This window comes from Parasphingorhabdus sp. SCSIO 66989 (assembly GCF_032852305.1).
Lineage (GTDB): Bacteria > Pseudomonadota > Alphaproteobacteria > Sphingomonadales > Sphingomonadaceae > Alterisphingorhabdus > Alterisphingorhabdus coralli.
Map to the genome: position 1 here is coordinate 51,580 of NZ_CP136594.1, position 25,851 is coordinate 77,430.

18 protein-coding genes are annotated in these 25,851 nt (G+C 57.3%); 10 read left to right on the forward strand and 8 right to left on the reverse strand.

The window, feature by feature from the left end:
- The first annotated feature begins 37 nt into the window (after positions 1 to 37).
- Together RB602_RS00250 and ribA are read left to right on the forward strand one after the other, a co-directional pair.
- Positions 38 to 856 carry an exodeoxyribonuclease III gene (locus RB602_RS00250; protein ID WP_317081864.1) on the forward strand — a complete coding sequence of 273 codons (819 nt, stop codon included), beginning with the start codon at positions 38 to 40 and terminating at the stop codon, positions 854 to 856.
- Positions 856 to 1,923: a GTP cyclohydrolase II gene (gene ribA / locus RB602_RS00255; RefSeq protein ID WP_317081866.1), complete on the forward strand. Its 1,068-nt coding sequence runs from the start codon at positions 856 to 858 to the stop codon at positions 1,921 to 1,923. The genes RB602_RS00250 and ribA overlap by 1 nt, the downstream gene beginning before the upstream one ends.
- Before the next feature lie 203 nt (positions 1,924 to 2,126).
- On the opposite strand, the gene RB602_RS00260 is transcribed toward ribA, so the two are convergent.
- Together RB602_RS00260 and RB602_RS00265 are read right to left on the reverse strand one after the other, a co-directional pair.
- Positions 2,127 to 4,874, reverse strand: a complete 2,748-nt coding sequence (locus RB602_RS00260) for a [protein-PII] uridylyltransferase (protein ID WP_317081868.1) — start codon at positions 4,872 to 4,874, stop codon at positions 2,127 to 2,129.
- Entirely contained in the window at positions 4,871 to 6,586 is a 1,716-nt protein-coding gene (locus tag RB602_RS00265; RefSeq protein ID WP_317081869.1) for a class I adenylate-forming enzyme family protein, read from the reverse strand. Before RB602_RS00265 ends, RB602_RS00260 begins: the two co-directional genes overlap by 4 nt.
- Positions 6,587 to 6,654: 68 nt before the next feature.
- Between RB602_RS00265 and lgt the strand changes: the two genes are divergently transcribed.
- The 3 genes from lgt (at position 6,655) to RB602_RS00280 (ending at position 9,534) form a co-directional block, all read left to right on the forward strand.
- The gene (gene lgt / locus RB602_RS00270; RefSeq protein ID WP_317081871.1) at positions 6,655 to 7,539 is read left to right on the forward strand and encodes a prolipoprotein diacylglyceryl transferase; all 885 of its coding nucleotides are present in this window, start codon (positions 6,655 to 6,657) and stop codon (positions 7,537 to 7,539) included.
- A gap of 11 nt (positions 7,540 to 7,550) precedes the next feature.
- Complete coding sequence (locus tag RB602_RS00275) at positions 7,551 to 8,603, forward strand: class I SAM-dependent methyltransferase (protein ID WP_317081873.1); 1,053 nt, start codon at positions 7,551 to 7,553, stop codon at positions 8,601 to 8,603.
- Positions 8,604 to 8,859: 256 nt separating this feature from the next.
- Complete coding sequence (locus tag RB602_RS00280; protein ID WP_317081875.1) at positions 8,860 to 9,534, forward strand: COQ9 family protein; 675 nt, start codon at positions 8,860 to 8,862, stop codon at positions 9,532 to 9,534.
- 15 nt (positions 9,535 to 9,549) lie between these two features.
- Here RB602_RS00280 and RB602_RS00285 read toward each other — a convergent pair whose 3' ends face one another.
- Together RB602_RS00285 and RB602_RS00290 are read right to left on the reverse strand one after the other, a co-directional pair.
- Entirely contained in the window at positions 9,550 to 10,074 is a 525-nt protein-coding gene (locus RB602_RS00285; protein WP_317081877.1) for a hypothetical protein, read from the reverse strand.
- A gap of 77 nt (positions 10,075 to 10,151) precedes the next feature.
- Complete coding sequence (locus RB602_RS00290) at positions 10,152 to 11,195, reverse strand: TAXI family TRAP transporter solute-binding subunit (protein WP_317081879.1); 1,044 nt, start codon at positions 11,193 to 11,195, stop codon at positions 10,152 to 10,154.
- A 108-nt stretch (positions 11,196 to 11,303) separates the two neighbouring features.
- Here RB602_RS00290 and RB602_RS00295 point away from each other — a divergent pair, with 108 nt between their 5' ends.
- From RB602_RS00295 to RB602_RS00310, 4 genes are all read left to right on the forward strand, one after another.
- Positions 11,304 to 11,567, forward strand: coding sequence for a FeoA family protein (locus RB602_RS00295; RefSeq protein WP_317081881.1), 264 nt, complete (start codon positions 11,304 to 11,306; stop codon positions 11,565 to 11,567).
- Positions 11,564 to 13,426, forward strand: coding sequence for a ferrous iron transporter B (gene feoB / locus RB602_RS00300; protein ID WP_317081882.1), 1,863 nt, complete (start codon positions 11,564 to 11,566; stop codon positions 13,424 to 13,426). The genes RB602_RS00295 and feoB overlap by 4 nt, the downstream gene beginning before the upstream one ends.
- 48 nt (positions 13,427 to 13,474) lie before the next feature.
- Positions 13,475 to 14,005, forward strand: a complete 531-nt coding sequence (gene ssb, locus RB602_RS00305) for a single-stranded DNA-binding protein (protein ID WP_317081885.1) — start codon at positions 13,475 to 13,477, stop codon at positions 14,003 to 14,005.
- A gap of 70 nt (positions 14,006 to 14,075) precedes the next feature.
- Positions 14,076 to 15,449 carry an MFS transporter gene (locus RB602_RS00310; protein WP_317081887.1) on the forward strand — a complete coding sequence of 458 codons (1,374 nt, stop codon included), beginning with the start codon at positions 14,076 to 14,078 and terminating at the stop codon, positions 15,447 to 15,449.
- 3 nt (positions 15,450 to 15,452) lie between these two features.
- Here the strand turns inward: RB602_RS00310 and RB602_RS00315 are convergent, their stop codons facing one another.
- The 4 genes from RB602_RS00315 to RB602_RS00330 all read right to left on the reverse strand — a co-directional run bounded on the left by RB602_RS00315 (position 15,453) and on the right by RB602_RS00330 (position 23,436).
- Positions 15,453 to 16,712 carry a YdcF family protein gene (locus RB602_RS00315; RefSeq protein WP_317081889.1) on the reverse strand — a complete coding sequence of 420 codons (1,260 nt, stop codon included), beginning with the start codon at positions 16,710 to 16,712 and terminating at the stop codon, positions 15,453 to 15,455.
- Positions 16,713 to 16,836: 124 nt separating this feature from the next.
- Positions 16,837 to 19,449: a TonB-dependent receptor gene (locus RB602_RS00320; RefSeq protein WP_317081891.1), complete on the reverse strand. Its 2,613-nt coding sequence runs from the start codon at positions 19,447 to 19,449 to the stop codon at positions 16,837 to 16,839.
- 100 nt (positions 19,450 to 19,549) lie between these two features.
- A complete protein-coding gene (locus RB602_RS00325; RefSeq protein WP_317081892.1) occupies positions 19,550 to 20,662 on the reverse strand; it encodes an ROK family transcriptional regulator in 1,113 nt (370 codons plus the stop codon).
- 134 nt (positions 20,663 to 20,796) lie between these two features.
- Positions 20,797 to 23,436 carry a helix-turn-helix transcriptional regulator gene (locus RB602_RS00330; RefSeq protein ID WP_317081894.1) on the reverse strand — a complete coding sequence of 880 codons (2,640 nt, stop codon included), beginning with the start codon at positions 23,434 to 23,436 and terminating at the stop codon, positions 20,797 to 20,799.
- A 309-nt stretch (positions 23,437 to 23,745) separates the two neighbouring features.
- Here RB602_RS00330 and RB602_RS00335 point away from each other — a divergent pair, with 309 nt between their 5' ends.
- A complete protein-coding gene (locus RB602_RS00335; RefSeq protein ID WP_317081896.1) occupies positions 23,746 to 25,851 on the forward strand; it encodes a TonB-dependent receptor in 2,106 nt (701 codons plus the stop codon).

A 25,851-nucleotide genomic window follows, 5' to 3' on the forward strand; every position in this document is an offset into this window, starting at 1 on the left:
CCTTGTGGTTAGCAGCAACAGACCCTAGACCCCCGGGATGAGCCAATCCCTCACCATAGCTTCGTGGAACATCAACAGCGTTCGGTTTCGCATCGAGATTGTCGAGCGCTTTCTGCGTGAATATGCACCCGATATTCTGTGCCTGCAGGAAACCAAGGTCGTTGATGAGCAGTTCCCCGAAGGCGCATTTCGCCAGCTTGGCTATAACCATCAGGCACTCAACGGCCAGCCGATGCACCATGGCGTCGCGACCTTAAGCAAAATCCCGATCCGCAATATCACCCGCCATGACTGGCAAGCCAATGGCGAGGCGCGACATGTTGGGGTTGAGCTCGGCGGCCCGTTGGTGGAGCGCTATGGCAAGCCGGTGCGGCTCGACAATGTCTATATCCCCGCTGGTGGCGATGTGCCCGATCGCGAGGAAAACCCGAAATTCGGCCAGAAGCTCGATTTTCTGACGCGGATGACAGACTGGTCGCAATCGCTGGATACGCCCACCATGCTGGTCGGTGATTTCAACGTCGCACCGCTGGAAAGCGATGTCTGGAGCCATAAACAACTACTCAAAGTGGTGTCGCATACGCCGATTGAGGTCGAGCATCTCGACCGCCTGCAGGCCGCGCATGACTGGGTCGATATTGGCCGCACATTCTATCCCGAGCCCCAGCGGCTTTATAGCTGGTGGAGCTATCGCGCGCGCGACTGGGCCAAGTCCGACCGCGGCCGCAGGCTCGACCATATGTGGGTGTCGCCCGAGCTGACCGACAATGTGAAGAGCCATAAGGTGCTCGAAGACTGTCGCGGCTGGACCAAGCCCTCCGACCACGCCCCACTGATCAGCGAGTTGGTGTTCTGATGCCGGATACAGCCGGTGCCATTGCCGCTGCAAAGGCCATTGACGCATTGCTGCGTGGCTGGCCGATTGTCATCAGTGATGGTGCGGACAGGCTTGTCCTGAGTGCGGTCGAAACCCGGATTTCCGAGACCGAGAGTGCCAGCCAATGCGATGAGATGCTGATATCTGCCGCACGGGCCGCGACGTTGAAGATTATCAACCAGCGCGCCGCTGCCCGCCCCGATGCCCCGGTGATGATCCGCACCATGGAACCACTGAATAATGTAGCCGCGATGGCGATTGCGGACCCGGCACAGGATCTCGCCAATCCACTCAAAGGACCATTTACTGCATTGCCGCTGGAATCCGAGACGATTGCCGAGGCCGCGATGATTCTAGCGCGGCAGGCTGGCCTGCTTCCTGCCTTTATCATCGAGGGCGAAGAGACAGTCACCCCACAGGCGGCGATCACCGCCAGTGATGCCAAGGCCTATGGCGATGCCCGCATGTTGCGCATCGCCGCCCGCGCGCGGCTGCCGGTGGCGACGAGCGAGACCGCCGAGATAGTCGCCTTCCGCACCATGGCCGACAACAAGGAGCATGTCGCGCTGGTTGTTGGTGAGCGTGATGCCAGCCTGCCGGTGGTGCGGTTGCACAGCGAGTGCCTTACCGGCGATATGCTGGGCAGCCTGAAATGCGATTGCGGGCCTCAGCTTCATGAAGCACTCAAAGCGATGTCCGATGCGCAATGGGGTGTCTTGCTTTATCTGCGCCAGGAAGGCCGCGCCATTGGCCTGATTAACAAGCTGCGTGCCTATGAGCTGCAGGATCAGGGCTTTGATACGGTAGAAGCCAATAACCGGCTCGGCTTCGCCACCGATGCGCGTGATTTTATGATCGCGGTGAACATGCTCAAACTGTTGAACGTCGATCAGGTACGGCTGATGACCAACAACCCTGACAAGGTGGGGCGTCTGGAGCAAGGTGGCATCACCGTAGTTGAACGCGTGCCGCTGATCACGCCGGATAATCCCTATAATCGTCGATATCTCGACACCAAGCGTGATCGGACCGGGCACCAGCTCTAAGCGCTGGCAATCACAATTTAAATGTCGCCCCCGCGCAGGCGGGGGCTAGGCTTTTAGTTCACACTAAGGCACAAAGGCACAAAGCCCGCTTGGACAGACATAGTATCTTAGTGTCTTTGTGGCTTCGTGCGAAATTCAAACAAGAGCCCTGGCCCCGCATGCGCGGGGCCGACGATAATCAATGATAATCAATAATGCGGCGTTTAAGCCGCCGTCAGCTCATCTTCATCCAGCTCCTTCGGCACCTCGACCAGCGCCGCCTGTAGCTGCTCCAACCTCTCTTTATCGCTGACCTTCGCACCCATCAGGTCGGTGACATAGAACGTGTCCACCGCGCGCTCGCCATAGGTGGCGATATGGGCGCTATGGACGATCATATTCGCCTCAAAGAATATCTGCGCCAACCGCGACAACAGCGCCGGGCGGTCCTGGGCATTGACCTCGATCACGGTGAAACGGTTGGAGGCGTTGTTGTTGACGATGGCGAAAGGCGTGATCGAAAAGGCATCGGCTCTTGGATGGGCTGCGGTGCGCGCATCCAGCCTGTCGGTCATCTTCTGGCGGTTGGAAAGCGCATCGGTAATGGCACTTTTCAGCCGAGCAATCTGGTTCTCCTCACGCATCGCCTGACCACGGGCGTCCTGCACCAGAAAGTTATCGAGCGCCATGCCATCGCGCGTGGTGTGGATGCGGGCATCGATAATATTGCCGCCCGCCGCATAAATGCCGCCAGCAATGCGGTAGAACAGGCCCGGATGGTCCGCCCCAATTACCGTGACCAAAGTGGCTCCGCGCGCCGGATAATATTCCGCCGCGATGGATAGCGGTGCATTGGCCTGCATATTGCGCAATTGCTGTATATTGCGCGCGATAATGTCTTCCGGCTCGGCAATCCAATAGGACTCAGGCAGACGCTCCTCCCATTCGCCCAAAGCCGCCACCTCGACGCTCAATAACGCCGCCACATCACCCTTGCAGGCGGCAATTTTCTCTGCCCGGCCATGCTCCTTATGGCCGAGACGCAGCACCTCTTCCGCCGCATCGTAAAGCGTATCAAGCAACTGCCGTTTCCAGCTGTTCCAGATACCGGGGCCGACAGCGCGGATATCGACAACCGTCAGCACCAAGAGCAGCTTCAGCCGTTCCGGGCTTTTCACCATCGCGGCAAAATCAGATATGGTCTTATAGTCTGACAAATCGCGCTTGAAAGCCGTCGCCGACATCAGCAGATGATGCCGCACCAACCAGGCCACCAGCTCTGTCTCAGCGTCGGACAGGCCCAGACGCGGGCCGAGATCAAGCGCAATCTCCGATCCCAATATGCTGTGGTCACCTTTGCGCCCCTTGGCGATATCATGCAGCAGCACCGCGACGCTGAGCGCGCGATAGGTGGAGAGCGTCGAAATAATCTCGCTGACCTTGGGGTGGTCATCGGCAAGCTGACCCGAGACCAGTTGCGACAACAGGCCAATGGCGCGGATCGAATGTTCGTCCACCGTATAATGGTGGTACATATCAAACTGCATCTGTGCCACGACACGGCCAAATTCGGGGACAAAACGGCCAAATACCGTCGACTCATTCATCCAGCGCAACACCACCTCCGGGTCTCGCGGGCTGGCCAATATATCGAGGAACATCGCATTGGCCTCGGGCTCTTCGCGCACCTTTTTGGTGATCAGCTTGGCATCGCGTGTCGCCTGCCGCATCGCGGTCGGGTGGATTTCGAGCTCATGCTTGTCGGCCAAATGGAACAGCTCGATCAGGCGTGAAGGTTTTTCGGCAAAGAAGTCCTTATCCGGTGTGATCAAGCGCCCGCGGTCAAGCTGAAAGCCATTAAGTTTGCGCGGTTTGCGGCGGATGGTCGGGATCAGACGGCGGCCGGTAGAGGCGAATTTCTCGTCAATCTGGGCGAGGAATATCCCGGTCAGATCGCCCACTTTCTTGGCGTTGAGAAAGTAGAATTGCATGAAGCGCTCAACCGCCGATTTGCCCGGACGGTCAGCATAGCGCATCCGCTCAGCGACTTCGCGCTGCAAGTCAAAGGTGAGCCGTTCCTCGGCCCGCCCGGTAATGTCATGCAAATGGCAGCGCACCGCCCAGAAGAAATTCGCGGCGCGCCGAAAGCCACGATATTCGGTCATGTTGAACAGTTTTTTATCGACCAGCTCCGCCGCAGTACGGACATTATAGGCATATTTGCCGATCCAGTAGAGCGTCTGCAGATCGCGCAACCCGCCCTTGCCATCCTTGACATTGGGCTCGACAACATAGCGGCTATCGCCCATGCGCTTGTGCCGTTCATCGCGCTCGGCAAGCTTTTGCGAGATAAAATCGCGGATCGTGCCGTGCACCACCTCGGCGTGAAAGCGTGCCGATGCCTCATCATAGAGTGCCTTGTCGCCCCAGACGAAGCGGCCCTCAAGCAGCGAGGTGCGGATCGTCAGGTCATCGCGCGCCATGCGCACCATATCGTCGAGTGACCGGCTCGACTGGCCGACTTTCAGCCCCAGATCCCAGAGCAGATAGAGGATCGCCTCGGTTACCTGCTCGGTCCAGCTATTCTTCCGCATCGGCGTGATAAAGGCGATGTCGACATCGCTATGCGGTGCCATCTCGCCACGGCCATAGCCGCCCACGGCGATGATGGTCAGCCGCGCCCCGGCGGTGGCATTGCCCACCGGATAGACATGGGTGACGACATAATCATGGATCAGCCGCACCAGCTGGTCGATCAGAAAGGCCTGGGCCGCCGCCGATGCATGGCCCGAAGTGGGCCGCTCGACCAGCCGATCGGCTATCTCGGCGCGGCCATCGGCCAGCGCATCGCGCAGCAGCGAAAGCACATCGGCACGGGCATCGCCCGCGCCATGCGCCACCAGACGATCAATCGCCTCGCCCAGCCTGGCGCGATCAATGATCGCGCGGCGCCGAGGCACCGCGGCGATCACGCCGCAGCAGCGTCCTCCGCCGCGACCAGCTCACGATATTTGGTCCGCAATGTTACCTTGTCGATCTTTTGGGTACCGAGTATCGGCAGCGGCTCATCGGAGTTCCACACACGCGACGGGATTTTGAACGGCGCCAGATGTTCGCCGAGAAATTCCTGCAACGCTTCCGGCTCGAGCGATTTGCCCTCCTTCAGATGATAGACCGCCCCGGGCACTTCACCAAAGCGCTCATCAGGCAGGCCGAAAACACTCGCCTGGGCAATATCGGGATGCGCATAAATCGCCGCTTCCACTTCGATACAGCTGATATTCTCACCGCCCCGGATGACGATATCTTTCTTGCGATCAACGATGAAGAGGTAATCATCCTCGTCCAGATAGCCCAGATCGCCGGTGCGGAAATAGCCATCGGGCATGATCGCCGCCTTGGTCGCTTCCTCATTGTTCCAGTAACCGAGGAAGTTGCAGATGGTGCGGATCGAAACCTCGCCTATCTCACCCTGGGGCAGCGGCTTGCCGTCATCATCCAATATCGCCAGATCGACCAGCGGACGCGATGCGGTGCCGGTGCTGTTCGGCTTGGCCATATAGTTTTCGTTGAAATTGCCGCAGCCAACGCCATTGGTTTCGGTGAGGCCATAGCCCAGCAACGGGAAGGCCCAATCCATCTCTTTCTTGATGCGCTTTACATGCTCCACCGGGCGCGGCGCGCCACCCGCTGCAAAAGATGTGCAACTGGTGAGGTCATATTTGTCGCGATCAGGATGGGTTGCGATTTCATAGCTCATTAGCGGCACACCAACAAAATAGCTGATCTTTTCCTTCTCGATCAGCTGCATCGCATGTTCGGCATTCCATTTTGGCATCAGCACCAGTTTGCGGCCAATGCCAATGCTCTGCAGCATCACCGGAACCATGGCAGTCACATGGAAAAGCGGTACATTAAGCAGCGTTGCGGGCTGTCCTTCCGGTGGCGTGCCCGCTTTAACCAGAAGCTGTAATGCCAGCATCGTCTGGGCGATATAGCTGGCCGTTCCCTGCATCACGCCGCGATGATCGGAATAGGCCCCTTTGGACTGGCCAGTTGATCCCGAAGTAAACAGGATCGTCGCCAGATCATCGCCGGTCAGTTCCGGCAGTGCCGTATCGCTGGCCCCTGCGCTGCCAATAACCGCCGCAAGGCCGGTTTCCGGAGCAACATCATGGTCGAACAGGATGATCTGCGAACCCGGCAACTGCTCCCCTTCGAGCCGCGCGGCGCGTTGTTTGTCCGCCAGGACCAGCTTGCACTCGACGGCATTGATCCCCTGGGCCAGCTCCTCGCCGGCCCACCAGCCATTGAGCAAGGTAGCCACGCCGCCAGCCATGATGATGCCCATATAGGCGACTATCCAGTTGGCCGAGTTGCGCGCCGCGATGCCGACTCGGTCCCCTTTTTGCAAGCCATGCTCTGCCAGCAATCCCTTGGCCACCTGATGCGCAGCGGCATAGGTCTGGGCGAAGCTGAGACGCAGATCGCCATCGACCAGAAACTCCGCATCACCATGCTGGGCGCAGAAATGGGCGAAATAATGCGACAGGCTGGGCGGTGCCATGGCCAGCATCGGCAGTTGCTGACCATATTTTTCATAAGGGACGGTCGCCAGAGGAGCGCCCTCTGCCGTCATCTCGTCCATCGTCACCTGCATCATTTTATCAAGCTCTGTCGCCATTCGTCATCTCTCCTATTGGTATTATTGTTTCAGCCCTATATGCAGGCGAAAATCATTGGGGAAAAGCCTTGATACTGTCTATTCTCGCCAGTTCTACCGACTATTTACGTTTTGAAGAGCTGGGATTGTCCAAAACGCTCTTCACAATCGGCTTTTTTGAGCTGCGCTGGTACTCGCTCGCCTATCTTGCCGGGATATTGGTCGGCTATTGGTATCTTTTGAAACTGATCGCCCAACCCGGTGCGCCAATGGCGCGGCGCCATGCCGATGATTTCATCCTTTATGCCACGCTAGGCATCATCCTGGGCGGACGGCTCGGCTATGCGCTGTTCTATAAGCCGGAACTGTTCACCACCTTCACCGAAGGGGAGCTTATTAGCTACAATCTGCTGCGTATCTTTGATGGCGGCATGTCATTGCATGGCGGCGTTCTTGGCGTTTTGCTTGCGATCTGGCTAATGACGCGCAAGGAGAAGCTCTCCTTTCTGCGCTTCTGCGATTATATCGCCTGTGTCGTGCCGTTCGGGCTGTTCTTCGGGCGGTTGGCGAATTTCGTCAATGGTGAGCTTTGGGGCCGTCCTACCGATATGCCCTGGGCGATCATCTTCACCAATACCGACCCGCTGGCGCTGCCACGCCATCCGAGCCAGCTTTATGAGGCCGCAAGCGAAGGCCTGTTGATGTTTATCATCCTCTACTGGCTGTTCTGGCATACACGCAGCCGTTACAAGCCCGGCCTGCTTGTCGGTGCAGCGGCGGTTATCTATGGCGCGAGCCGCTTTATCGTCGAATATTTCCGCAATCCCGACGCGCATCTGATCGAATTTGCCGAGCGCACCGGGCTCAGCATGGGCCAATGGCTTACCGTGCCGATGATCCTGATCGGGCTGGCGTTGATTGCCACCGCCGGCAAGCGCAAGGTTAGTGCCGATCCTGTACCGCGTGAGGCTTGAGGCGTCAGCACATGCCCTCTGAACTAGCGCAGCGATTTGCCCGTGTGATTGAGTCCACCGGCCCTATATCGGTGGCGCAATATATGGGCGAGGCCAATGCTGCCTATTATGCCAGCCGCGATCCGCTGGGGGCTGCAGGCGACTTCATCACCGCCCCGGAAATCAGCCAGATGTTTGGCGAGATGATCGGCCTGTGGTTTGCCGATCTGTTTCTGCGCTCGGGCTATAAGGGGCAGCCGCATTATGTCGAACTCGGCCCCGGGCGTGGCACACTCGCCAATGATGCACTGAACGCCATGGCGAAATTCGGCGTCGAGCCCAAGGTGCATTTTGTCGAATTCAGCCCGGCGCTGCGCGAAAAACAGGCGGCGCTGCGACCCGATGCCATCTGGCATGATATGCTCGATACCTTGCCGCGCAGCGGCGCGCTGCTGGTGATGGCGAATGAGTTTTATGATGCGCTGCCGGTACGTCAGCTCATCGCCACCCATGCCGGATGGCGCGAACGTGTTGTCGCGCGCAATGGCGAGCGCTTTATGGCCCTGCCCGGTGCGCGTCCGATGGATGCAGTGGTACCCGAGCAATTCCGCAATGCGCAGCAAGGCAGCATATTGGAAACCTGCCCGGCCGCCAGCGGCTTTGCCTATGAACTGTCAACACGGATCGCGGCGCAGGGCGGCGCAATGCTGACCATCGATTATGGCTATGACACACCACAGCTGGGCAGCACATTGCAGGCGGTGCGCGCGCATGAAAAGGTCGATCCGTTCAGCGATCCCGGCGAATGCGACCTCACCGCGCATGTCAATTTTGATGAGCTGAAACAGATTGGCCTGTCGCAAGGGCTGAACGCCTATGGCCCGGTTGGGCAAGGTGCGTTTCTGAAAGCGCTGGGCATACAAACGCGGACCCAGATGCTGTCGCAGCAGAACCCCGATCACGCCGAAGCGCTGAAGGCCGCACAGGACCGGCTGATCAATGAAGATGACAGCGCCATGGGCGAACTGTTCCGTGTCCTCGCGGTAACCGGCGCAAGCTGGCCCGCACCGGAAGGCTTTGCTTAATTCATCCTCCCCGGCACGGGGAGGGGGACCGTCGAAGACGGTGGAGGGGCACCCTCGGCATGTCTCAAGCTATAAGATGCAGAGAGGTCTTAGCTCCCATTATGTGGGCCTCCCAAAATAGGATCATGCGGCATGTGCCCCTCCACCAGCTCCGCTGGTTCCCCTCCCCCGAGGGGGAGGATTGTTTGAGATGCTGTTGAGCCAAGCCGATATCATCCCTAAATAGGGCCTACTATTGCAATGCTGGAGCATGAAGATGCCTGACCAAGCTATTCCAAGCCTGCCCGAAGACCCAACGCTGGAGGAAATCCAGCTATTCCTCGCGCCACATATTGCCGAGGAAGCGGCCTTTGATGGCTGGAGCGATGAGGCGCTGACCTATGCCGCCGAGGCGCATGATATCGACCCGGCAACAGCCCGCCTCGCCTATCCCGATGGTGCGATGGATATGATCGATGCCTGGATCCAATCGGTCGATGCGCTGATGCAGGCAGAATTCACCGAAGAGCGCCTGGCAACCATGAAAATCCGCGAAAAGATCACCGAGCTGGTCTGGTATCGCATCAGCGTGGTCATGCCATTGAAAGAAGCGTTGCGCCGCGCTGTCTCGCTGATGGCGCAACCCCAAAATGCGCCCCGCTCCGGTCGGATCAGCTGGCGCTCTGCAGACCTGATGTGGCGCATGGCGGGCGACACCGCCACCGACTATAACCACTATACCAAGCGCACCATTTTGATGGGCGTCTATTCCACCACGCTGATGTGCTTCCTCGACGATGAGAGCGACGAATATGAAGACACCCGCGCCTTTCTGGAGCGGCGGATCGAGAATGTGATGCAGTTTGAAAAAGCCAAGGCGAAGTTTCTCAAGCCACGGGAAGGCTTTGACCTGACGCGGTTTCTGGGGCGGCTACGCTATCGTGCGGATTAAGCGCCCTCCGCTAACTCACATATCCTTCCAGCACACATCGAGCGAATCGTTGATCCAGCATTGCTCTCCCGGTTCGCGATAGGCGGTGCCGAAACCGGGCCGTTCACCATCGCTCATCCGCACCGACATTCCCGCCCGTGTCGGCGTATCTGCCTCGATGATCACTTCGACAATCTGCTCAAAAAACGGCAGGCCATCGCTGCGCACCATGGTGAAGCTGTCGCCGCCAAGGATGAAATATTCGCACTGGCCCTTATACTCTACGTCGCCGGGCGCGGAGGAGACGGTGCAGTCCACTGTTTTCGATGGCCCATCGGCCTTGTCTTTCGCCACCGAGTTTTTCAATTCCTCGGTGATCTTGGCCTCTTCCTCGCTTTCGGTCTTGGGCTTTTCGCCCTTGGCCGGTGGCTTGTCACCCGACGCGGCAACATCGCTTCCTGAAGACGATGTTTGTGCCTCGGCTTCATCACCATCGTCGTTTATTTCCGGTTCATTACAAGCCGCCAACGCCAAGACCGATGCCAATATCAGAATACGCATAATACCCCCTGTCACTATTCACAAAGGCACATGTAAAGTCAGCACTTGCCAAACGCCGACCGTTCGGAATATCGGGCCTATTGCAGCCCCGCTTCACGAAAGTAACTCTCTGCACCAGCATGGAGGAAAAGGCCCTCTGGCATCCCCGAGGACATTCGCTCCGCTGTGAGGGGTTTAAGGCTTGGATGCAGGATGGTGAATCGGTTCACATCTGACAGGGTCAATCGGGTGACGTCATAAACCGTACGCGAGTCAACATTGGTCGAGGACACGAGCAAGGCGGATGTTCCGATCGTCTGAACATCGCCGCTCATGCCGCGATACGCCCCATTGGGAATGCTCGCGGCGCGCAAGCCGGGCTCGGCAGCCAGCATGGTGTCAATCGCTGCGCCTGTCACGGGAACAAGGACCGCATCACAGGCGGTTGCGGCTTCCGTGATGCCGGAATTGATCACCCCATCCACGACGATATAAGCATCTATGTTACGGTCACAAAGATCCATGACCGCATTGCCAATTCTGCCGGGCTGTTCCGATATTGATGTCTGGGTCCAGCCTTTGGCGGCAAAAATGGCATCTGTTATTGCTGCCGCGTCGGAGCCTTCGCCCCCAAGCGCGACCTTCTTGCCCTTCAGATCATCAAAAGTCGCAATGCCCGCATTGGGGTGCGCCACAACAAACATCACCTGTTCGTGCAGCCGCATAACGAAGCGAAGGTTATTGGCTGGCCCGGCTGAGGCGAAAGGGCCAGTTCCTGACCAGGCTTTGCCGACAAGATATTCATTGGTGATAGCGAAATCCATCTCTCCATCGAGGAGCGTCTGGAGATTGTACCCGCCGCCAGCTGTGGCTTCGACAGACACTCGCAGCCCCAACGCGCGAGCCTGTCGAGCTGCGACACGCGCAATCGCACCTCCAGCCGGATAGCTGACGCCCGTAACGTGTCCGGTTCCAATAGTGGCGAATCGTAAATCTTGTGCGAGGGCGGATGCTCCAATGAGAAGGCCGCAAGCAACCAACATAGCCAATCTCTTGAACATCGACTCCTCCATTTTGGATATATATTCATCAGTAATGGGCCTAACGCAACCGCAAAGCTGGCATAAGTTTGAGCGATGCATGCATTGCGCAAACGGACCTAATGATAACCATTTGCAATAACGCGGGAGACAGCCTAGAGCGAGGTAAGCGCAGCATTGGGCTGTGCGTTCCAATCAACAGCGTGCCGCATGTTCCTCGACCAGCTTTCCCCCGGCCACAGTGCCGAGATCACCGATATTGCATGGGACCAGCTTTCCGATGATGAAGGCCGCCGGTTGCGGGCGCTCGGCATCTATGAGGGGCAGCGGGTCGCTGTACGGCATCGCGGGGTGTTTTTCGGGCGCGACCCGATCGCACTGGACATTGGTCGCACCACTATTGCGATCCGACGGATGCACGCCAGACTGATCGGTGTTGCCGAGGCGACGAGTGCTGAGGAGACAGGCCAATGACCGCCGCGCAGCCTCTCATTGCTTTGGTCGGCAACCCCAATGCCGGCAAAAGCGCGCTGTTCAATGCGCTGACCGGGGCGCGGCAGAAGATTGCCAATTATCCCGGCGTCACGGTGGAGCGCAAAGCCGGACGGATGGCATTGGCCGATGGTCGCCCGGCGGAGATTATCGATCTGCCCGGCAGCTATAGCCTCAACCCGACCAGCCCCGATGAAGCGGTGACGCGCAAGGTGGTGATGGGCGAACAGGAGGGTGAGCGCCAGCCAGACCTGATCATCCTCGTCATTGATGCGACCAATATGGAACAGCATCTCGCCTTTGCGCTCGAGGTGCTGGCGCTGGGCCGTCCGGTGGTGATGGCGCTCAATATGGTCGATCTCGCCGCCCGTGATGGCCTGACGATAGACCCTGCGCGGCTTTCGGCACAGCTGGATATTCCGGTGGTCGAAACCGTGGCTGTGCGGCGTCGCGGCCTTGAAGAGCTGAACACGGCAATAAGCGAGCGCCTGTCGGCAAGTGACGCAACGCACCAATTGCCGATCACCCCGGGCGCACCAATGCGCGAGCGGCGGCGTTTGGCCGAGACCATAGCGCGCGAGGCGATTGTCGGCGAAACAACGAGCCGCCGCCTCTCACAACAGGCCGATGCGATATTACTCCACCCGATCTTTGGGCCGCTGATTCTGTTAGCACTGTTATTCGTTATCTTTCAGGCGGTGTTTAGCTGGGCCGATCCCCTCATGGGCCTGATCGAAAGCGGCGCGGAAGCTCTTTCTGGCCTGGTCACCGCGACATTGCCCGAAGGCTTTTTCCGCGACCTTATCACCGAAGGCCTGATTGCTGGCGTCGGATCGGTGGTCGTGTTCCTGCCGCAAATCCTGATCCTGTTCCTGTTCATCCTGCTGATGGAGGCATCAGGCTATATGGCGCGCGCCGCCTTCATCATGGACCGATTAATGGCACTGGTCGGCCTGTCGGGCCGCTCTTTCATTCCGCTGCTCTCCTCCTTTGCCTGCGCCATTCCGGGCATTATGGCAACGCGCAGTATCTCGGACTCGCGCGACCGTCTCACCACCATCCTGATCGCACCGCTGATGACCTGCTCGGCGCGCCTGCCGGTCTATACCGTGATCATCGGCGCATTTATTCCCAATACCAGCATCGCCACTGGTGTCGGGCTGCAAGGCCTTGTGCTGTTTGGCCTCTATCTCTTCGGCGTGGTCGGCGCGATGCTGGTCGCATGGGTGCTGCGCGCCACTGTCACCCGTGGTGCGGCAGGCGGTTTTCTGATGGAAATGCCGAAATATCAGGTGCCGCGCCTCCGTGATGTGCTGCTCGGCCTGTGGCAGCGGGCATGGATATTCCTGCGTCGCGCCGGCACCATCATCTTTGCCGTCACCATCGGCCTGTGGCTGCTGCTCAGCTATCCGCAAAAGCCGGTAGGCAGCGATATCAGCCAGGTCGATTACAGCGCCGCTGGACGCATTGCCGGAGTGATCGAGCCGGTGGTCGCCCCGATAGGTTTCAGCCGCGATATCGCGCTGGCGCTGATCCCGGCCATGGCCGCGCGCGAAGTAGCCGTTGCCGCACTCGCCACCACCTATGCCGTCGATGCCGAAGATGAGGATGAACAGGCGGTTGAACTGGGTCAGCAGCTTGCCGGACGCTGGTCACTGCCCACCGCGCTGGCGTTTCTCGCCTGGTTCGTTTTTGCGCCGCAATGCCTCTCCACCATCGCAGTCACAAGGCGCGAGACCAATAGCTGGCGATGGCCGATTTTCATGCTGGTCTATCTTTTTGCGCTGGCCTGGATTGCGGCGGGGATAACCTTTTGGACGGCTAGTGCATTGGGCCTGTAATTTGCTAGACAATGCCCCGAGCAAACACAGAATCTAAAGGGCATTTCCATGGCAGGATCGGTCAACAAGGTCATTCTTATCGGCAACCTCGGCGCAGACCCGGAAGTGCGCAGTTTTCAGAATGGCGGGCGCGTCTGCAATTTGCGCATCGCCACCACCGATAGCTGGAAGGATCGCAACACTGGCGAGCGCCAGGAGCGCACCGAATGGCACAGCGTTGCCATTTTTCAGGAAGGCCTTGTAGGCGTAGCCGAGCGCTATCTCAAAAAAGGCTCCAAGGTCTATATTGAAGGCGCCCTGCGCACCCGCAAATGGCAGGACCAGTCAGGCAATGACCGCTACACCACCGAGGTTGTGCTGCAAGGCTATGGCGGCAACCTCACCATGCTCGACAGCCCCGGAGGCGGCCAGCGCGGCGGTGGCGGCAATTATGGTGGCGGTAATGATTATGGCTCAGCCGGTGGTTCCGGCGGCGGATCAAGCTGGGGCCAGACTTCGGGTGGTTCTTCTGGTGGCGGCTCCGGCAGCGGAGGCCCTGCTGGCGGCTATGACGATCTCGACGACGAAGTGCCGTTTTAACCCATAGGTCCTAGGGTAATACCTCATGATGTGGCATCGACACAAGCTTCTACGACCCTAAGCTTGGCCCGTGAAACCAGAGACTTCACAAAAATCACATCAACAAAGCGGGACGCTCTCTACACCCGCCATGCTTGGCTATTGCGGCGGCAATCTTGGCAAGAATATTCTCGCCGGGTCGCTGGGGTTGTTTCAGCTATACTTTATGACCGATATATTGGGGCTGGCCCCGGCGCTAGCCGGGGTTCTGGTGTTGCTGGCGCTGCTCTGGGATGCGCTGCTCGATCCGCTTGTCGGTCTGTGGTCCGACAGGGTCTATAATCGTTTTGGCAAATATGGCGCGTTCATTCTGTTGGGAGCGCCGCTCGCCAGTGCCAGCTTTTTGCTGTTCTTCTTCCTGCCCTTTCTCTTTGGTTCAGATGGTGCAGGTTTCTGGCTCGTGCTGGCGGCACTGCTGCTGTTTCGCAGCTGCTATACCATTTTGGATCTGCCGCATAATGCGCTGATTGCCCGCATATCGCCCGATAGCCGTGAGCGCGGGAAGATTGCGGTAACGCGGTTTTTCTTCAGCTCTTTGAGCATGTTGATGATCAGCGGCGCATCGTTTCTGATCTTTTCGGATCAGGCAGGCTCAGGCGAGGCCTGGCTGTTTGCTCAGGCGGCACTGGTGGCGGCAGGCATCTCGCTGGCGGTGATGTGGCTGTCATGGCTGTCGGTTGCACGGCGCGATCGTGCAGGGCCGCGACAAACACGCCGCGAGTCATTCTCCTGGCAGGCGCATCTGGCCGCATTGCAATTGGGTGATGTGCGCCTGTTGCTGGCGGCAGGGATGCTCGGCGCTTTCGGGCCACCGACTTTCATGCGCATGCTGCCCTATATGAATGTCTATGTCTTTGCTGACGACCGTGCTGTTTCCACCGGGCTGCTCGCCATCGTCCTTGGTCAACTGGTGTCGGCACCGGTCTGGGCCTGGCTGTCGCATCGGTGGAACAAGGCCACCACCATGATTGCGGCGCACGGCCTGTTGATCCTGGCGATGCTGGCGTTTCTTGTGACGGTAGAGACCGTCGGCCCCATATTCTGGGCGCTGACCTTTGTCATGGGTATTGCCTATTGCGGTATGTTCTCGATTGTCTGGGGCATGGGCGCAGATGTGATTGATCTGATCGAACTGCGCACCGGGGTGCGGTTGGAGGCGATCCTGATCGGCCTGCTGGTGCTGGTTATGAAGGCGGGAGAGGGGCTAAGCGGTGCCGCTATTGGCATGGGGCTTGATCTGGCAGGCTTTAGCGGTAACAGCATCAGCGATCAGGGACGCAGCGCGATCATCTGGCTTGCCTGCCTGATCCCGATCGTTGCGGCCAGCGGGGCCATGCTGTGTCTCTTTCGCTATTCGCTCAGCCATGCCGAACATGCGCGCATTCGTGCGGCGCTTCCAGGCTAGACGCTATGGATCCAGCGGGTCGCGGGCATCTCTATGAGTGCTGAGCGGGTTGATGCGGAAGCTGTAATCATAGGGTGATATCCGTTCAACGAATTCGCGCGGAACATAGCCCAGCTCCTCGATACAGCGGCGGCGGAACTCTTCACTTTGGGCGTAGCGGCTATGGCCGGTACTGGTAGAAACCAGCGCCAATTTATCCGTGGGCACGCCATAGCGCAGCATCAGCCGTGCGGCATTGCGAAAGTTGGTGGTGGTATGGCGGGCATAGGGCTCCATTATGATCGCGGCCTCTGGCACAGCATAGCGTTGCATCAGCACGCGTTTCATCTCCAGCGCCTCATTGATCGGGGTGCGCGCCGGATGGACATTGCCGCCCGATACAATCAGCAGCGGCGCCAGGCCGGAATGATAGAGCCGCGCGGCATGGGCGAGGCGTATTTTGCCAAAGCTGCCAACGCGCTGCCCCGGCGCATCGGGGCCATCGCCCAGCACCAAAATGGCGCTGTAACGAAAGACAGACCAGTCAATCGCCGCCACGGCATTTTGGGCAGCACGGTTGTGATGGCTATGCAGATCGGGGAAGTATCCGGCATTTTCACGCATATTGACATGCAGCAAATGCAGCGCCGTGCGATAGCCGGGGTCATCAGCCAGGGTGGTTGCATCACCGCGTGTATGCCGAAGCCAGCCGAGTAACTCGACGGTGAGCTTGGCGAAATCCTCTGATTGCGGATCAAAGGATATCGCATCAATCCGGGGATAGCGTGGTTCTTCGCCGAGGCCATAAATGGCTATGATATGGTTCTGCGCCGCCACCAGGTCGCGCCAAGCCTGATCGAGCAGCGCGCCATCATCAAGTGCGGCATGTCGGGCAAATTCACCGCTGGCCCGCATATTTTTGGCAAGCAATGGCAGTGCCGACGATGCATCCAGCGCGGTGCGCAGAACAGAACCGGCCTCCTCAGTCTCATCGGCTGTCCATTGCAGAGCGCGATATGTGCAGGCCGTATCCGTCCCGCAGCGCTCTACCTCATGGTCTATGCGCCGCACCCGCTCCGCCAGCACCGAGCGCAGCAGCACATTGTCTGCCAGCATCGGCGCCAGATCTTTGCTGGCAAGCCGGTGCGCCAACGGGAAGACCCGTGAGGCGACCAGCTTCGGATCAGCAAGTGGCTGCGCAGCAAGATGCGCCTCTGCACTTGCTTGCTCTGCCAGAGCGTGGCCGGGCACGGCACTGCTGCCCAACAGAAGTAGCGCGGCCATTGCTGGTCCCGCGATTGATGCGATACGTCTCTTGCCTAAATCCATGCCAAACCTTTGCGCCCTATCCCCATTGGCCGGGCGGTGTCTGGCTGGGGATAGCCAGACGCCGCCCGTATTCCTCGCCTCAATAGCGGAAGGTCAGCCCCAGATGGAACTGGCGGCCGATAATCGTTTCGCCAAAGAGCAGATCGAAATTCTCTCCGGTCCATTGGCGCCGACGCGAGTTGGTGAGGTTTCGCCCTTCCAGTGAAACGAGGAAATTGTCGGTAATATAGTAGCGCAGAGATGCATCGATCTGCTCAAAGCCATCATCGGTGCGGTTGGCGCGGATAAGGAAATCATCGGTATAGTTATAGACGACACGGGCCTCGAAATCACCGGTATTGTAGAACAAAGAGGCGTTGGCGATCAGATCAGCCTGCCTTATCCGCCGGTCAAGCGTGGTGCCGTCCAGAAAGGTGGTCTCGCCATCTAGGAAGGTGACATTGCCGGAAAAGCCAAGCCCCTGTAGCACCGGCGGCAGAAAAGGCATGGTGCCGACATAGGCCTGCAGTTCGAGACCCTGCACCATTGAGTTGGACGCATTGGTGTTCTGGGCAAAGATCACCGGCTCACCATCCAGCTCCCCCTCGGTTTCGGTGAAGAAGATGTCGCCATCGATCTCCTTGCGGAAGATCGCCGCTGACAACAGGCCCTCGCCATTGTTGAAATAATATTCGAGCGAGAGATCGAAATTGTCCGAGATACGCGGTTGCAAGTCGGGGTTGCCGCGGCGGATGCGGCGGATGCCCTCATCGGTCTCCTCTGCCGGCGTATCAATAGTAGTAACCGCCAGATCATTCGGATTGGGCCGCCCCAGAGTGCGGCTATAGGCACCGCGCAGGAAGAGATTATTCGCCAACTCCCATTTGACGTTTATTGAGGGCAGGAAATTGTCAAACGAGCCGCTCACCGCCTGGACCTCAGCCTGGGCGCCAGCGCGGAAATCGGTATGCTCATAGCGCACGCCCGCAATGATATCGAGATTGTCGGTGCGGTAGGTCACCATGCCATAGGCGCCGATAATATCTTCCTCATAGTTGAAATCGGGCGTTGTCGAACGCCGATCATCACGCGGTATATTGAGCGAGTCAAAGAACGCGTTCACCGCCTGACCATCATAGAAAAGGAAAGCATCGGGCGAATAATCCGAAGTAAAATTGTCATTGGCGAGCAGCGGAGCCAGAGAGGTGTTGGCCGAGAGTTCGTTGAACTCGTCTGCCGAGAAACGAAATTCCTCATTGTCGCGCACACGTTCAAGATTACGATAGGCAATACCCGTCTTGAAGCCAAAGCCGCGATCACCGGCGAGATTATTATAGCCGATGTTCATCAACGCATTGAGCACCTGCTCATCCGTGTTGAGATCACGCTGGCGGATAAACGACAGCGCATAGTTTTCCGGATCGCGGAAATAGGACGGATCATTGAAGGTTGAGCGTGTCGGCACCGTGGTCGAGGCGTCGATATCCACCCCGAGCTCCGGCACGAATGGTGTGCGGAACACCAGCGCCGGGGTGTCATGGTCAAAATTCTGCTCGGCCCAGCCAATATCGGCATCAAAATTGACCCGGTCGCCGATCAGCGCCTCAAAATGGCCCTGCACGCCAAAACCCTGGGTGCGGATTGGGAAGTCATCAAAGTTGAGCTCCATCCGGCCATTGGCAAGCTGCGCCTGATCAGGGCCGGTTTCGATCAGATCATTGGCGGAGAAGCGCAGATTGTTGCGATATCGAACCTCATTTTCCTGTTGGCGATAAAAATAACCGCCAACCGAGGCATAGACATCATTCTTGCTATATTCGAACTTGCCATTGCCGCCATAGCGCTCCTGATTGTTGGAGGTCAGCGAGGAATCAAAGCGGGTCGGCGGTGTGACATTGTCAAACCGGTTTTCAATGCCGCCTACAGTAAACAACCGGTCCTGTTCGCGCGGCCGCTGGCCATAAAGGCCTGTAAGGACAATGCCGAATTCATCCTCTGCGCCGAAACGCTGCGAAAAGGTGCTTTCGAGACGGAAGGCCTGCTCCTGCTCATCTGAATCCTCTGCAATATCATTGGCGGTAAAATAGCTGCCGGTGACTCGCGCTACCAGAAAGGTTGGATCATCTGAGTCAAAGGCCGAGCGAGTGACAACATCGACATAGCCGCCGATCGAACTGCCATCCATATCGGGTGTGAAGGTCTTGTAGACATCCAGCCGCTTGACCGCTGTTGACGGGAAGAACTCGATATTCACATTGCGCCCGCCACCGCCAAAGGAGCCGGACGATGGTACGCCAATGCCATCAAAGGTGACATAGTTGAGATTGGCGTCGATGCCACGCACATTGACGAAACGGCCTTCATCCTCGTCAAATTCGGCGGCAACACCGGGAATCCGGCGCAGCGCGTCGGCGACATTGAAATCGGGCACCGCCGCGATCTCATCCTGTGACAAGGAATCGGACACGACGTCGCGTTCGACCTTTTTATTAAGCTCTTCCCGACCCCTTGCGCGGGTGCCGGTGACCACGATGGTTTCGCCCTGAATGATGCCTTCCTCGCCAGAAGCATCCTCAGCCGTTTCGTTCTGCTCAATATTGTCTTCGGCGTTTTCGCTATCGCCATTGTCTGCGGCCTGTGCGGGGACGGCCATAGTCCATGCCATCGCGATCAGACTGCCACCCAGTATTCGGTAGAAATGCTGCTTTCTCATAATTTCCCCCATCACTGCGCCATGGCAGAAACCCCGGCGCTTCTCTCAGGCAGGGAAAATAGAGATTCGTTATTAAACTTAAGTGACAAGTTTAATATTATTATTCGAGCTGCCCCGAAAACTCATGCAGCGGTAGATAGGCCGCTCCCATGGCGGTAACCGCGCTGCCCAGGGATGATGCGTGCAATTTTGGCGCGGGACGCTCTGAAAAGCTGCCAAACAGGCTCGGCGCGTCCATGGCCGACACCAAAGCCTCGAGCAGCTCGGTCGGCAGCGCGCCCGACAGATGGATACTGTCAGGGTCAAACCAGGACCAGGCCGATTCCACGAGCTCTGCCAGTTGTGGCCCTGCCCGCTCTGCCCATTGTGCGCCCATTGCCGCCTGATCGCTATCGCCCCAGTTCATTGTCTCCAGCGAGGGCAGCTCCAGCCCCCGCTCGGCCATAAAGCCAAGCAGATCAGTGCCTGACGGCCGCGCCTTATCGAGCGGGAAAAACGCGCCTATCTCTCCGGCATTGCCATGGCCGCCGCGAAACGGTCGTCCCTCCAACACCAATCCGCCGCCAATGCCATAGTTGATCAGCAGCGTAATCAGGCAGCGGGTCTCGCTCGGCGCATGATAATACTCCGCCAAGGCCGCCGCGGTGGCATCATTCTCCATAAAACAGGGCAGGTTCAAAGCTTCTGAGAAATAGGCAGTAAGGTTGATATCGCGCCATGAGGCATGCTCATCGACAAGCCGCATATGCTCATGATCGGCAAAGAAATACCCCGGTACCGCGAATCCCAGACCCAAGATCCGATCAGCGTCAAACAGCCGCACCTTGCGCGAAATCTGATCGATATGCTCCTGCACCAGCATCGCCACTGACTCCGGTCCATTGCTGGGCATATCGGCAATGTGATCATCCACCAGCGCGCCGGTAAAATCCACGGCAACAATGCGAATACGCCCCGGCGACATCGCCACACCAAAGCTCAGCGCACCACCGGGCTCAAGCTTCAGCGGAAGCGCAGGCTGCCCCCGGCCGCCCCGAATACGTTCCCCCTCACCGATAAGCCCGGCAAGCAAGAGGTCACGCGTCAACTGGGTAATCGGCCCGGAGCCCAATCCTGAAATCTTGCCTAAAGCCGCGCGGGTCACCGGCTGATGCTGACGGATTAGCCGCAACACACGGCGATGCGATTCATTGAGTTTAAGCGAGAGAGCCATGCATCCTTGAAGCCAATATGTGATTATACTTCAAGGTTAATTTTAAAATATGGATATTGCTCGGCTGCCTGTTGGTATGCTTTGGTGTTGGAGAAAGGTACTCAGGTTACAAATTTTGTAATGCACAACTCCACTCAAAGAGCGCGGCGATACGCTTCTGAGACCGCGTCTTTGCGATTTTCAACTTCGAGTTTCGCAAAGATATTCTTGAGGTGATGCTTCACCGTTTCTGGTGACACGCCAAGATTGCGAGCGATCAGCTTTGTCGGTTGTCCTTTTGCCAATTCCGCCAGCACATCGCTTTCCCTTGGCGTGAGGAGCTTGGCAAGCTTTGCGGAATGCATGGACTCATCCCATAAGCTCAGAATTGTCGTGAGATGCGCATCGTTCGCATCATCAATATGGGCTGTCCGCATCCCCTCAAGAACAGGTGCGAGATTAAGCGATAGATCGAAATAGGGCCTGACTATTCCCGCATTGTGATGGACTGCCAGCGATCTTTCCAGACACAAGCGCGCCGCCTCTTCGTCTCCCATCTGTGTATAGGCTCCAGCCATTGCGATTCGCGCGAGCTCGGCGGTTAAGACCCGCCCCATTTGTTCGGCGCGCCGACAGATTTCTTGTCCAAGCACGAGCAATTCTTGCGGTTCCTCTCTTGACAAGTGCAGGTTTGATGACGACCGCAGAAAAGCCTCTACAAATATCCAGTTCCAATGGGCGTGCTGTCGCTCTGCCTTCCATGCGCCCACCAGATCACACGTCTCATAATGTGCCGCCGCCGCATCGACTTCCCTGCCGCGAACAAGGAGTTCAACGCGCAGCGCATCCAGTGTCGGCAGCATATTGTTGAGCCCATAGAGTGATCGCTGTTTTATTGTGCGATCCAGATGCTCGATCGCCCGCGGGATAGAGTCCTGCTGGGCAATACAGCGAGTCTTGGTAACATCTCGTGCCTCAATCAACTCCATAAAAGTCGCTTCACGCACTTCTGGCACCGCTCTTATATTGGCTTGCGCGTCGTTCAGCCTATCCTGCTCATAAAACATCTTTGCCAGGAAGCTATTGCCGACGCGTATCAACAGCTCTTCACGGCCGACAAAGCCATCCCAATGGTGCGCGAGATTCTCGCTAAAATACCATGCGGCCCGGTCGAACTCGCCAGATTGAAAGGCAATCATCCCCAAATGTGGGGAAATGGAAGGCAATTGCGATGAGAAGGCAAGGCGATCACAAACCTCCTCATATTCTGTAACTGTCTTCTGCGCCTCAATGATCGAACCATGCCGCGCTTCAAGAAAGAATTTGAATGCCAGGAAAAGGCCGAGAATTCTTGGCTCGTCTTCCGATCTGCGGCGAACCAGCACTTCAATTGCGGGCATGCGTTCCTCAAGAAAGGCATGGATAGGTTCGCAAGCGTCAATCAGCATCGCGCGGCCCAGCTCGACAAGTAACGCCAACTCCTTGCTATTCAGAAGCAGGTCCTGCGGCTGCTGGTCCAGCAACTGTTGGAAGCGAGGATAGAGATGCTGCGCACCCAATCCGTCTCCCAATGTTATCGCACGCAATATCTGCGTACCACTTAATGCAACGCGACCGTCGATGAGAGGCCGTGGCATCTGGCTGAGGAACGACCAGACCTTGGCCGGTCCGTGGCTTAAAATGGCCAAGGGTCCGCCAATCTCCTCAAATATCTCAGCGGCAAATTCGGGGTTATGGGCTTCCATCGCATGCTCAATGGCGCGAAAGATATCGCCGCGATCGGTGAAATAGCGAGAAGCACGGAGATGAAGCTCTGCTACTGCGCTTGATCCCTTGCGCATCAATGCCTGTTGAAGATACCCCTGCATCACCGGGTGAAGCTTGAGTGTCAGCACGGGCTCGGTCTGCGAGCTGATGAGCGGGTCAAGCAGGGTAAGTGCCATCAGGGTCGCCTCAGCGCGATCCGTTCCCGTGAGCGCTTCAGCTATACCTGCATCAATATAATCAATGATCGAGCAATCGATCAGCAAGTCGGCCTGTTCCTTAGGCAGCGTCCCGACGACCTCTTCTGCAAGAAAACCAAATAGTTCTGAATGTGGCCGCAGCAGATTCTCGACAAGGTGCGCATTGCCGCCTGGCTGGCTGGCCTTGATGCGAGCAAGCTGCAGCATCATCGGCCACCCCTCGGACACCTCCAAAACACGCGTTATCGTTGCATTGTCGCAGGTATCTCCAAGCAATTCGCGTGTTTCCGTATCCGAAAGCGCCAACGCCGCAGCATCAATGGCCGTGGCTGTTTCATCGAGAAGAAACCGCGCCAACCGTGCTTCATCAAAATGGCGCGAAGCGAGCAAAACGCGATGCCCATCGGGCAGCAATGTGACCAACAACTCGATAACAGAATAGGCCTCTTCGCCTGCAATGCGCTCGAAATCATCAATGACCAGCACCGACGGCTCGGATTTGTTCTCTAAGGTCGCGATGATCGCTGAAATCGTTGGCCGACATTCGGCAAATGCCGTGTCTGAACGTGCCAGAGCCAGCCGCAAAGACTGGACAAAGTTCTCCGCTTCGGAATCGGAGTTCTCACAGGTCAGCCATGCCAGTGTTGCACCTTGATACTCAAATCTGGCACCGATCTGGCCTAACAGCGTGCTTTTGCCAAAGCCGCCCGGCGCCAGCAAAATTGTGAGCGGATAATCTGTTCCTGAGACTATGCGATTAACCAGAGCTTGTCTGAGCACCTGATTGCGCAGCACTTTGGGCGGACGATATTTGCGCTCTTCCACTTTCATCTGTGCGCATCCCCCAAGGTTCTCGGCACATCCCCCACCTGCATTATTGCGCAAGATGCGATCATGCGACGACAAAGACAAGTAGGGGAAAGAAGATGGGACCAGCATGGTTGTTTAAGGCGGAAGTTCACCGTCATTTTGGACCAAACATCCCATTTTGTGTGACCCGTGCGTCGCCGCTGATCACTACTGAGGCAATAGCCTCAAAATCTTATGCTGCGACCGGGTCAGGCTCCAAAGAGCCGAATTGAATTGATCAAGGGAGGGATCAAAATCATGAGAAACTCTAAATTGCTTTCAGCTTGCAGTGTGTTCGCACTGATTGCCTATCCGGGCCATGCATTCGCTCAGAGCAGCGAGCCTGCGGAACAAGAAGCGGAACAGGAGGCCGAAGACACGCAATACGGCAATACGATTATTGTCACAGCGCAGCGGCGTGAGGAGAATCTTCAGGAAGTTCCTGCGCAGATCACTGCCTTTACCGCGGACATGATCGAAGACGCCAGCATCAGGTCGACGCAGGATTTTGTTAATCTCACACCCAACATGTCGCTCGACAGTTCAGACACCTATAACAACACCTTTGTGGTGGTGCGCGGTGTAACCCAGATCAACAATGCCGATGCACCGGTTGCGATCGTCATCGATGGCGTGCCGCAGAATGATCAGAAGCAGTTCAACATGAATCTGTTTGATGTTGAGCGGATCGAGGTGCTCAAAGGGCCTCAAGGCGCGCTTTATGGCCGTAATGCCATTGGCGGCGCGGTCAACATCGTGACGCGTGAGCCGACCGACTATCTCTCTGGCTTCGCCATGGCGAGCTATGGCCGAGGCGATGCGGTCAATCTGTCGGCGGGCATTTCCGGGCCTCTGGGCACCGACAATATCAAATTCCGCCTCTCCGGTGTCTATGTCACCGATAATGGCCGGATCAACAACACTTTCGCCAATGAGAACGTGGATTTTGTCGACCACGATTATACCATCCGCGGTCGGATCACGGCCGATGCTGCTGATTGGCTCGAACTTGATCTGAGAGGATCTTACCGTGACTTCGATGCTGGAAGCCAGTTCGACTCCGTCGTGTTCAGCGGCGATGCGAATGATTTTGTTAATCCGCAAAACAATCTGATTGGCTTCACAACCGGCGAGCAATGGGACCTCACATTCAAAGCCGATGCGGATTTGGGCTTTGCAACCCTGACCAGCATCACCGGTTATAATGACGTATCCGAGGTTAATCGTGGCGATCTCGACTTCCGCAACCCGGTCGACAGTCCCGGTGGTTTTCTTGGCCTGGGCATCCAGGTCGGGCAAGGCCAGGATCGCTTTGTCGAACTGTTCAGCCAGGAATTGCGCTTCACTTCACCCGATGATCAACCTGTGCGCTGGATTGCCGGGGTCTATTATCTCAATACCCAAAGAGCGTTGCGCACACGGGGTTTCGTTGACCTTGATGGAACGTTCGAACAGATCGATAATCCAGCGCTTTTGCTGATCGATCGACAGGAAGCGAACGAGTTCGACTCATACGCCGTATTTGGTCAGCTTGACGTTGACTTGACGGACTCGCTCACCCTGTCGGCTGGCCTGCGCTATGACCGGGATGATCGTGAACAAACTGATCTTGCAACCAATAATGTGCGCTCCGCCTCCTATGATTCAGTGCAGCCAAAGGTCACTCTGACGTATAATTTTGACGACGAAAAACTGCTCTATGCCACGTATGCGACCGGCTTCCGCTCCGGCGGTTTCAACGCTCCGGGCGTCGCTTTGGATAGCTTTGAGGATGAAACACTCGAAAATTTTGAGGTTGGCTTCAAAACCACGCTGGCTAACGGGAAGCTGCGCTTTAACGGTGCGGCCTATCTCTCAAATGTCAATGATTTCCAGTTCTTCTTTGTTGAGGCAGCAACGGCCTCGCAGATTATCTCCAACATCGACAGGGTGCGGTTGTTCGGTTTTGAACTTGAGGCCCAGTATTTCCCGCGTAGCGACTTACAGTTTTTCGCCGCTTTGGGCAGCACCGACAGCGATATCAGGGAAATCACTGTCTTTCCCGGAAATGAAGGTAATCGCACACCGAAGACCACGCGCTATACCGTCAATATGGGGGCGCAATACACGCCAGAATTGAGCGATGATCTCGATGGCTTCTTCCGCATCGACTATGAGCATCGCGGTGATCGTTTCTGGCAAGTTGATAATGTAGACGTGCAAGAGCCGCTTAATTTGCTCAATTTCAGGCTCGGGATCGAGAATGACACCTTCGGTGTCTATTTCTGGGGCAAGAACATCACAGGAGAGAGATTCTTCACCGACTTCAATCCGCGCGAATTCTCCGGGCTTGATATTGATATCGGCTTCCGGGGACAGCCCGCAACATATGGCGTAGAAGCCCGCTTCAACTTCTAG

Bases quoted from the DNA above. Each gene is read 5' to 3' on its own strand.
- RB602_RS00250 (WP_317081864.1), top strand. From the start codon at position 38: ATGAGCCAATCCCTCACCATAGCTTCGTGGAACATCAACAGCGTTCGG.
- ribA (WP_317081866.1), top strand. From the start codon at position 856: ATGCCGGATACAGCCGGTGCCATTGCCGCTGCAAAGGCCATTGACGCA.
- RB602_RS00265 (WP_317081869.1), bottom strand. From the start codon at position 6,586: ATGGCGACAGAGCTTGATAAAATGATGCAGGTGACGATGGACGAGATG.
- RB602_RS00275 (WP_317081873.1), top strand. From the start codon at position 7,551: ATGCCCTCTGAACTAGCGCAGCGATTTGCCCGTGTGATTGAGTCCACC.
- RB602_RS00280 (WP_317081875.1), top strand. From the start codon at position 8,860: ATGCCTGACCAAGCTATTCCAAGCCTGCCCGAAGACCCAACGCTGGAG.
- RB602_RS00285 (WP_317081877.1), bottom strand. From the start codon at position 10,074: ATGCGTATTCTGATATTGGCATCGGTCTTGGCGTTGGCGGCTTGTAAT.
- RB602_RS00290 (WP_317081879.1), bottom strand. From the start codon at position 11,195: ATGCATCGCTCAAACTTATGCCAGCTTTGCGGTTGCGTTAGGCCCATT.
- RB602_RS00295 (WP_317081881.1), top strand. From the start codon at position 11,304: ATGTTCCTCGACCAGCTTTCCCCCGGCCACAGTGCCGAGATCACCGAT.
- feoB (WP_317081882.1), top strand. From the start codon at position 11,564: ATGACCGCCGCGCAGCCTCTCATTGCTTTGGTCGGCAACCCCAATGCC.
- ssb (WP_317081885.1), top strand. From the start codon at position 13,475: ATGGCAGGATCGGTCAACAAGGTCATTCTTATCGGCAACCTCGGCGCA.
- RB602_RS00315 (WP_317081889.1), bottom strand. From the start codon at position 16,712: ATGGCCGCGCTACTTCTGTTGGGCAGCAGTGCCGTGCCCGGCCACGCT.
- RB602_RS00320 (WP_317081891.1), bottom strand. From the start codon at position 19,449: ATGAGAAAGCAGCATTTCTACCGAATACTGGGTGGCAGTCTGATCGCG.
- RB602_RS00325 (WP_317081892.1), bottom strand. From the start codon at position 20,662: ATGGCTCTCTCGCTTAAACTCAATGAATCGCATCGCCGTGTGTTGCGG.
- RB602_RS00330 (WP_317081894.1), bottom strand. From the start codon at position 23,436: ATGAAAGTGGAAGAGCGCAAATATCGTCCGCCCAAAGTGCTGCGCAAT.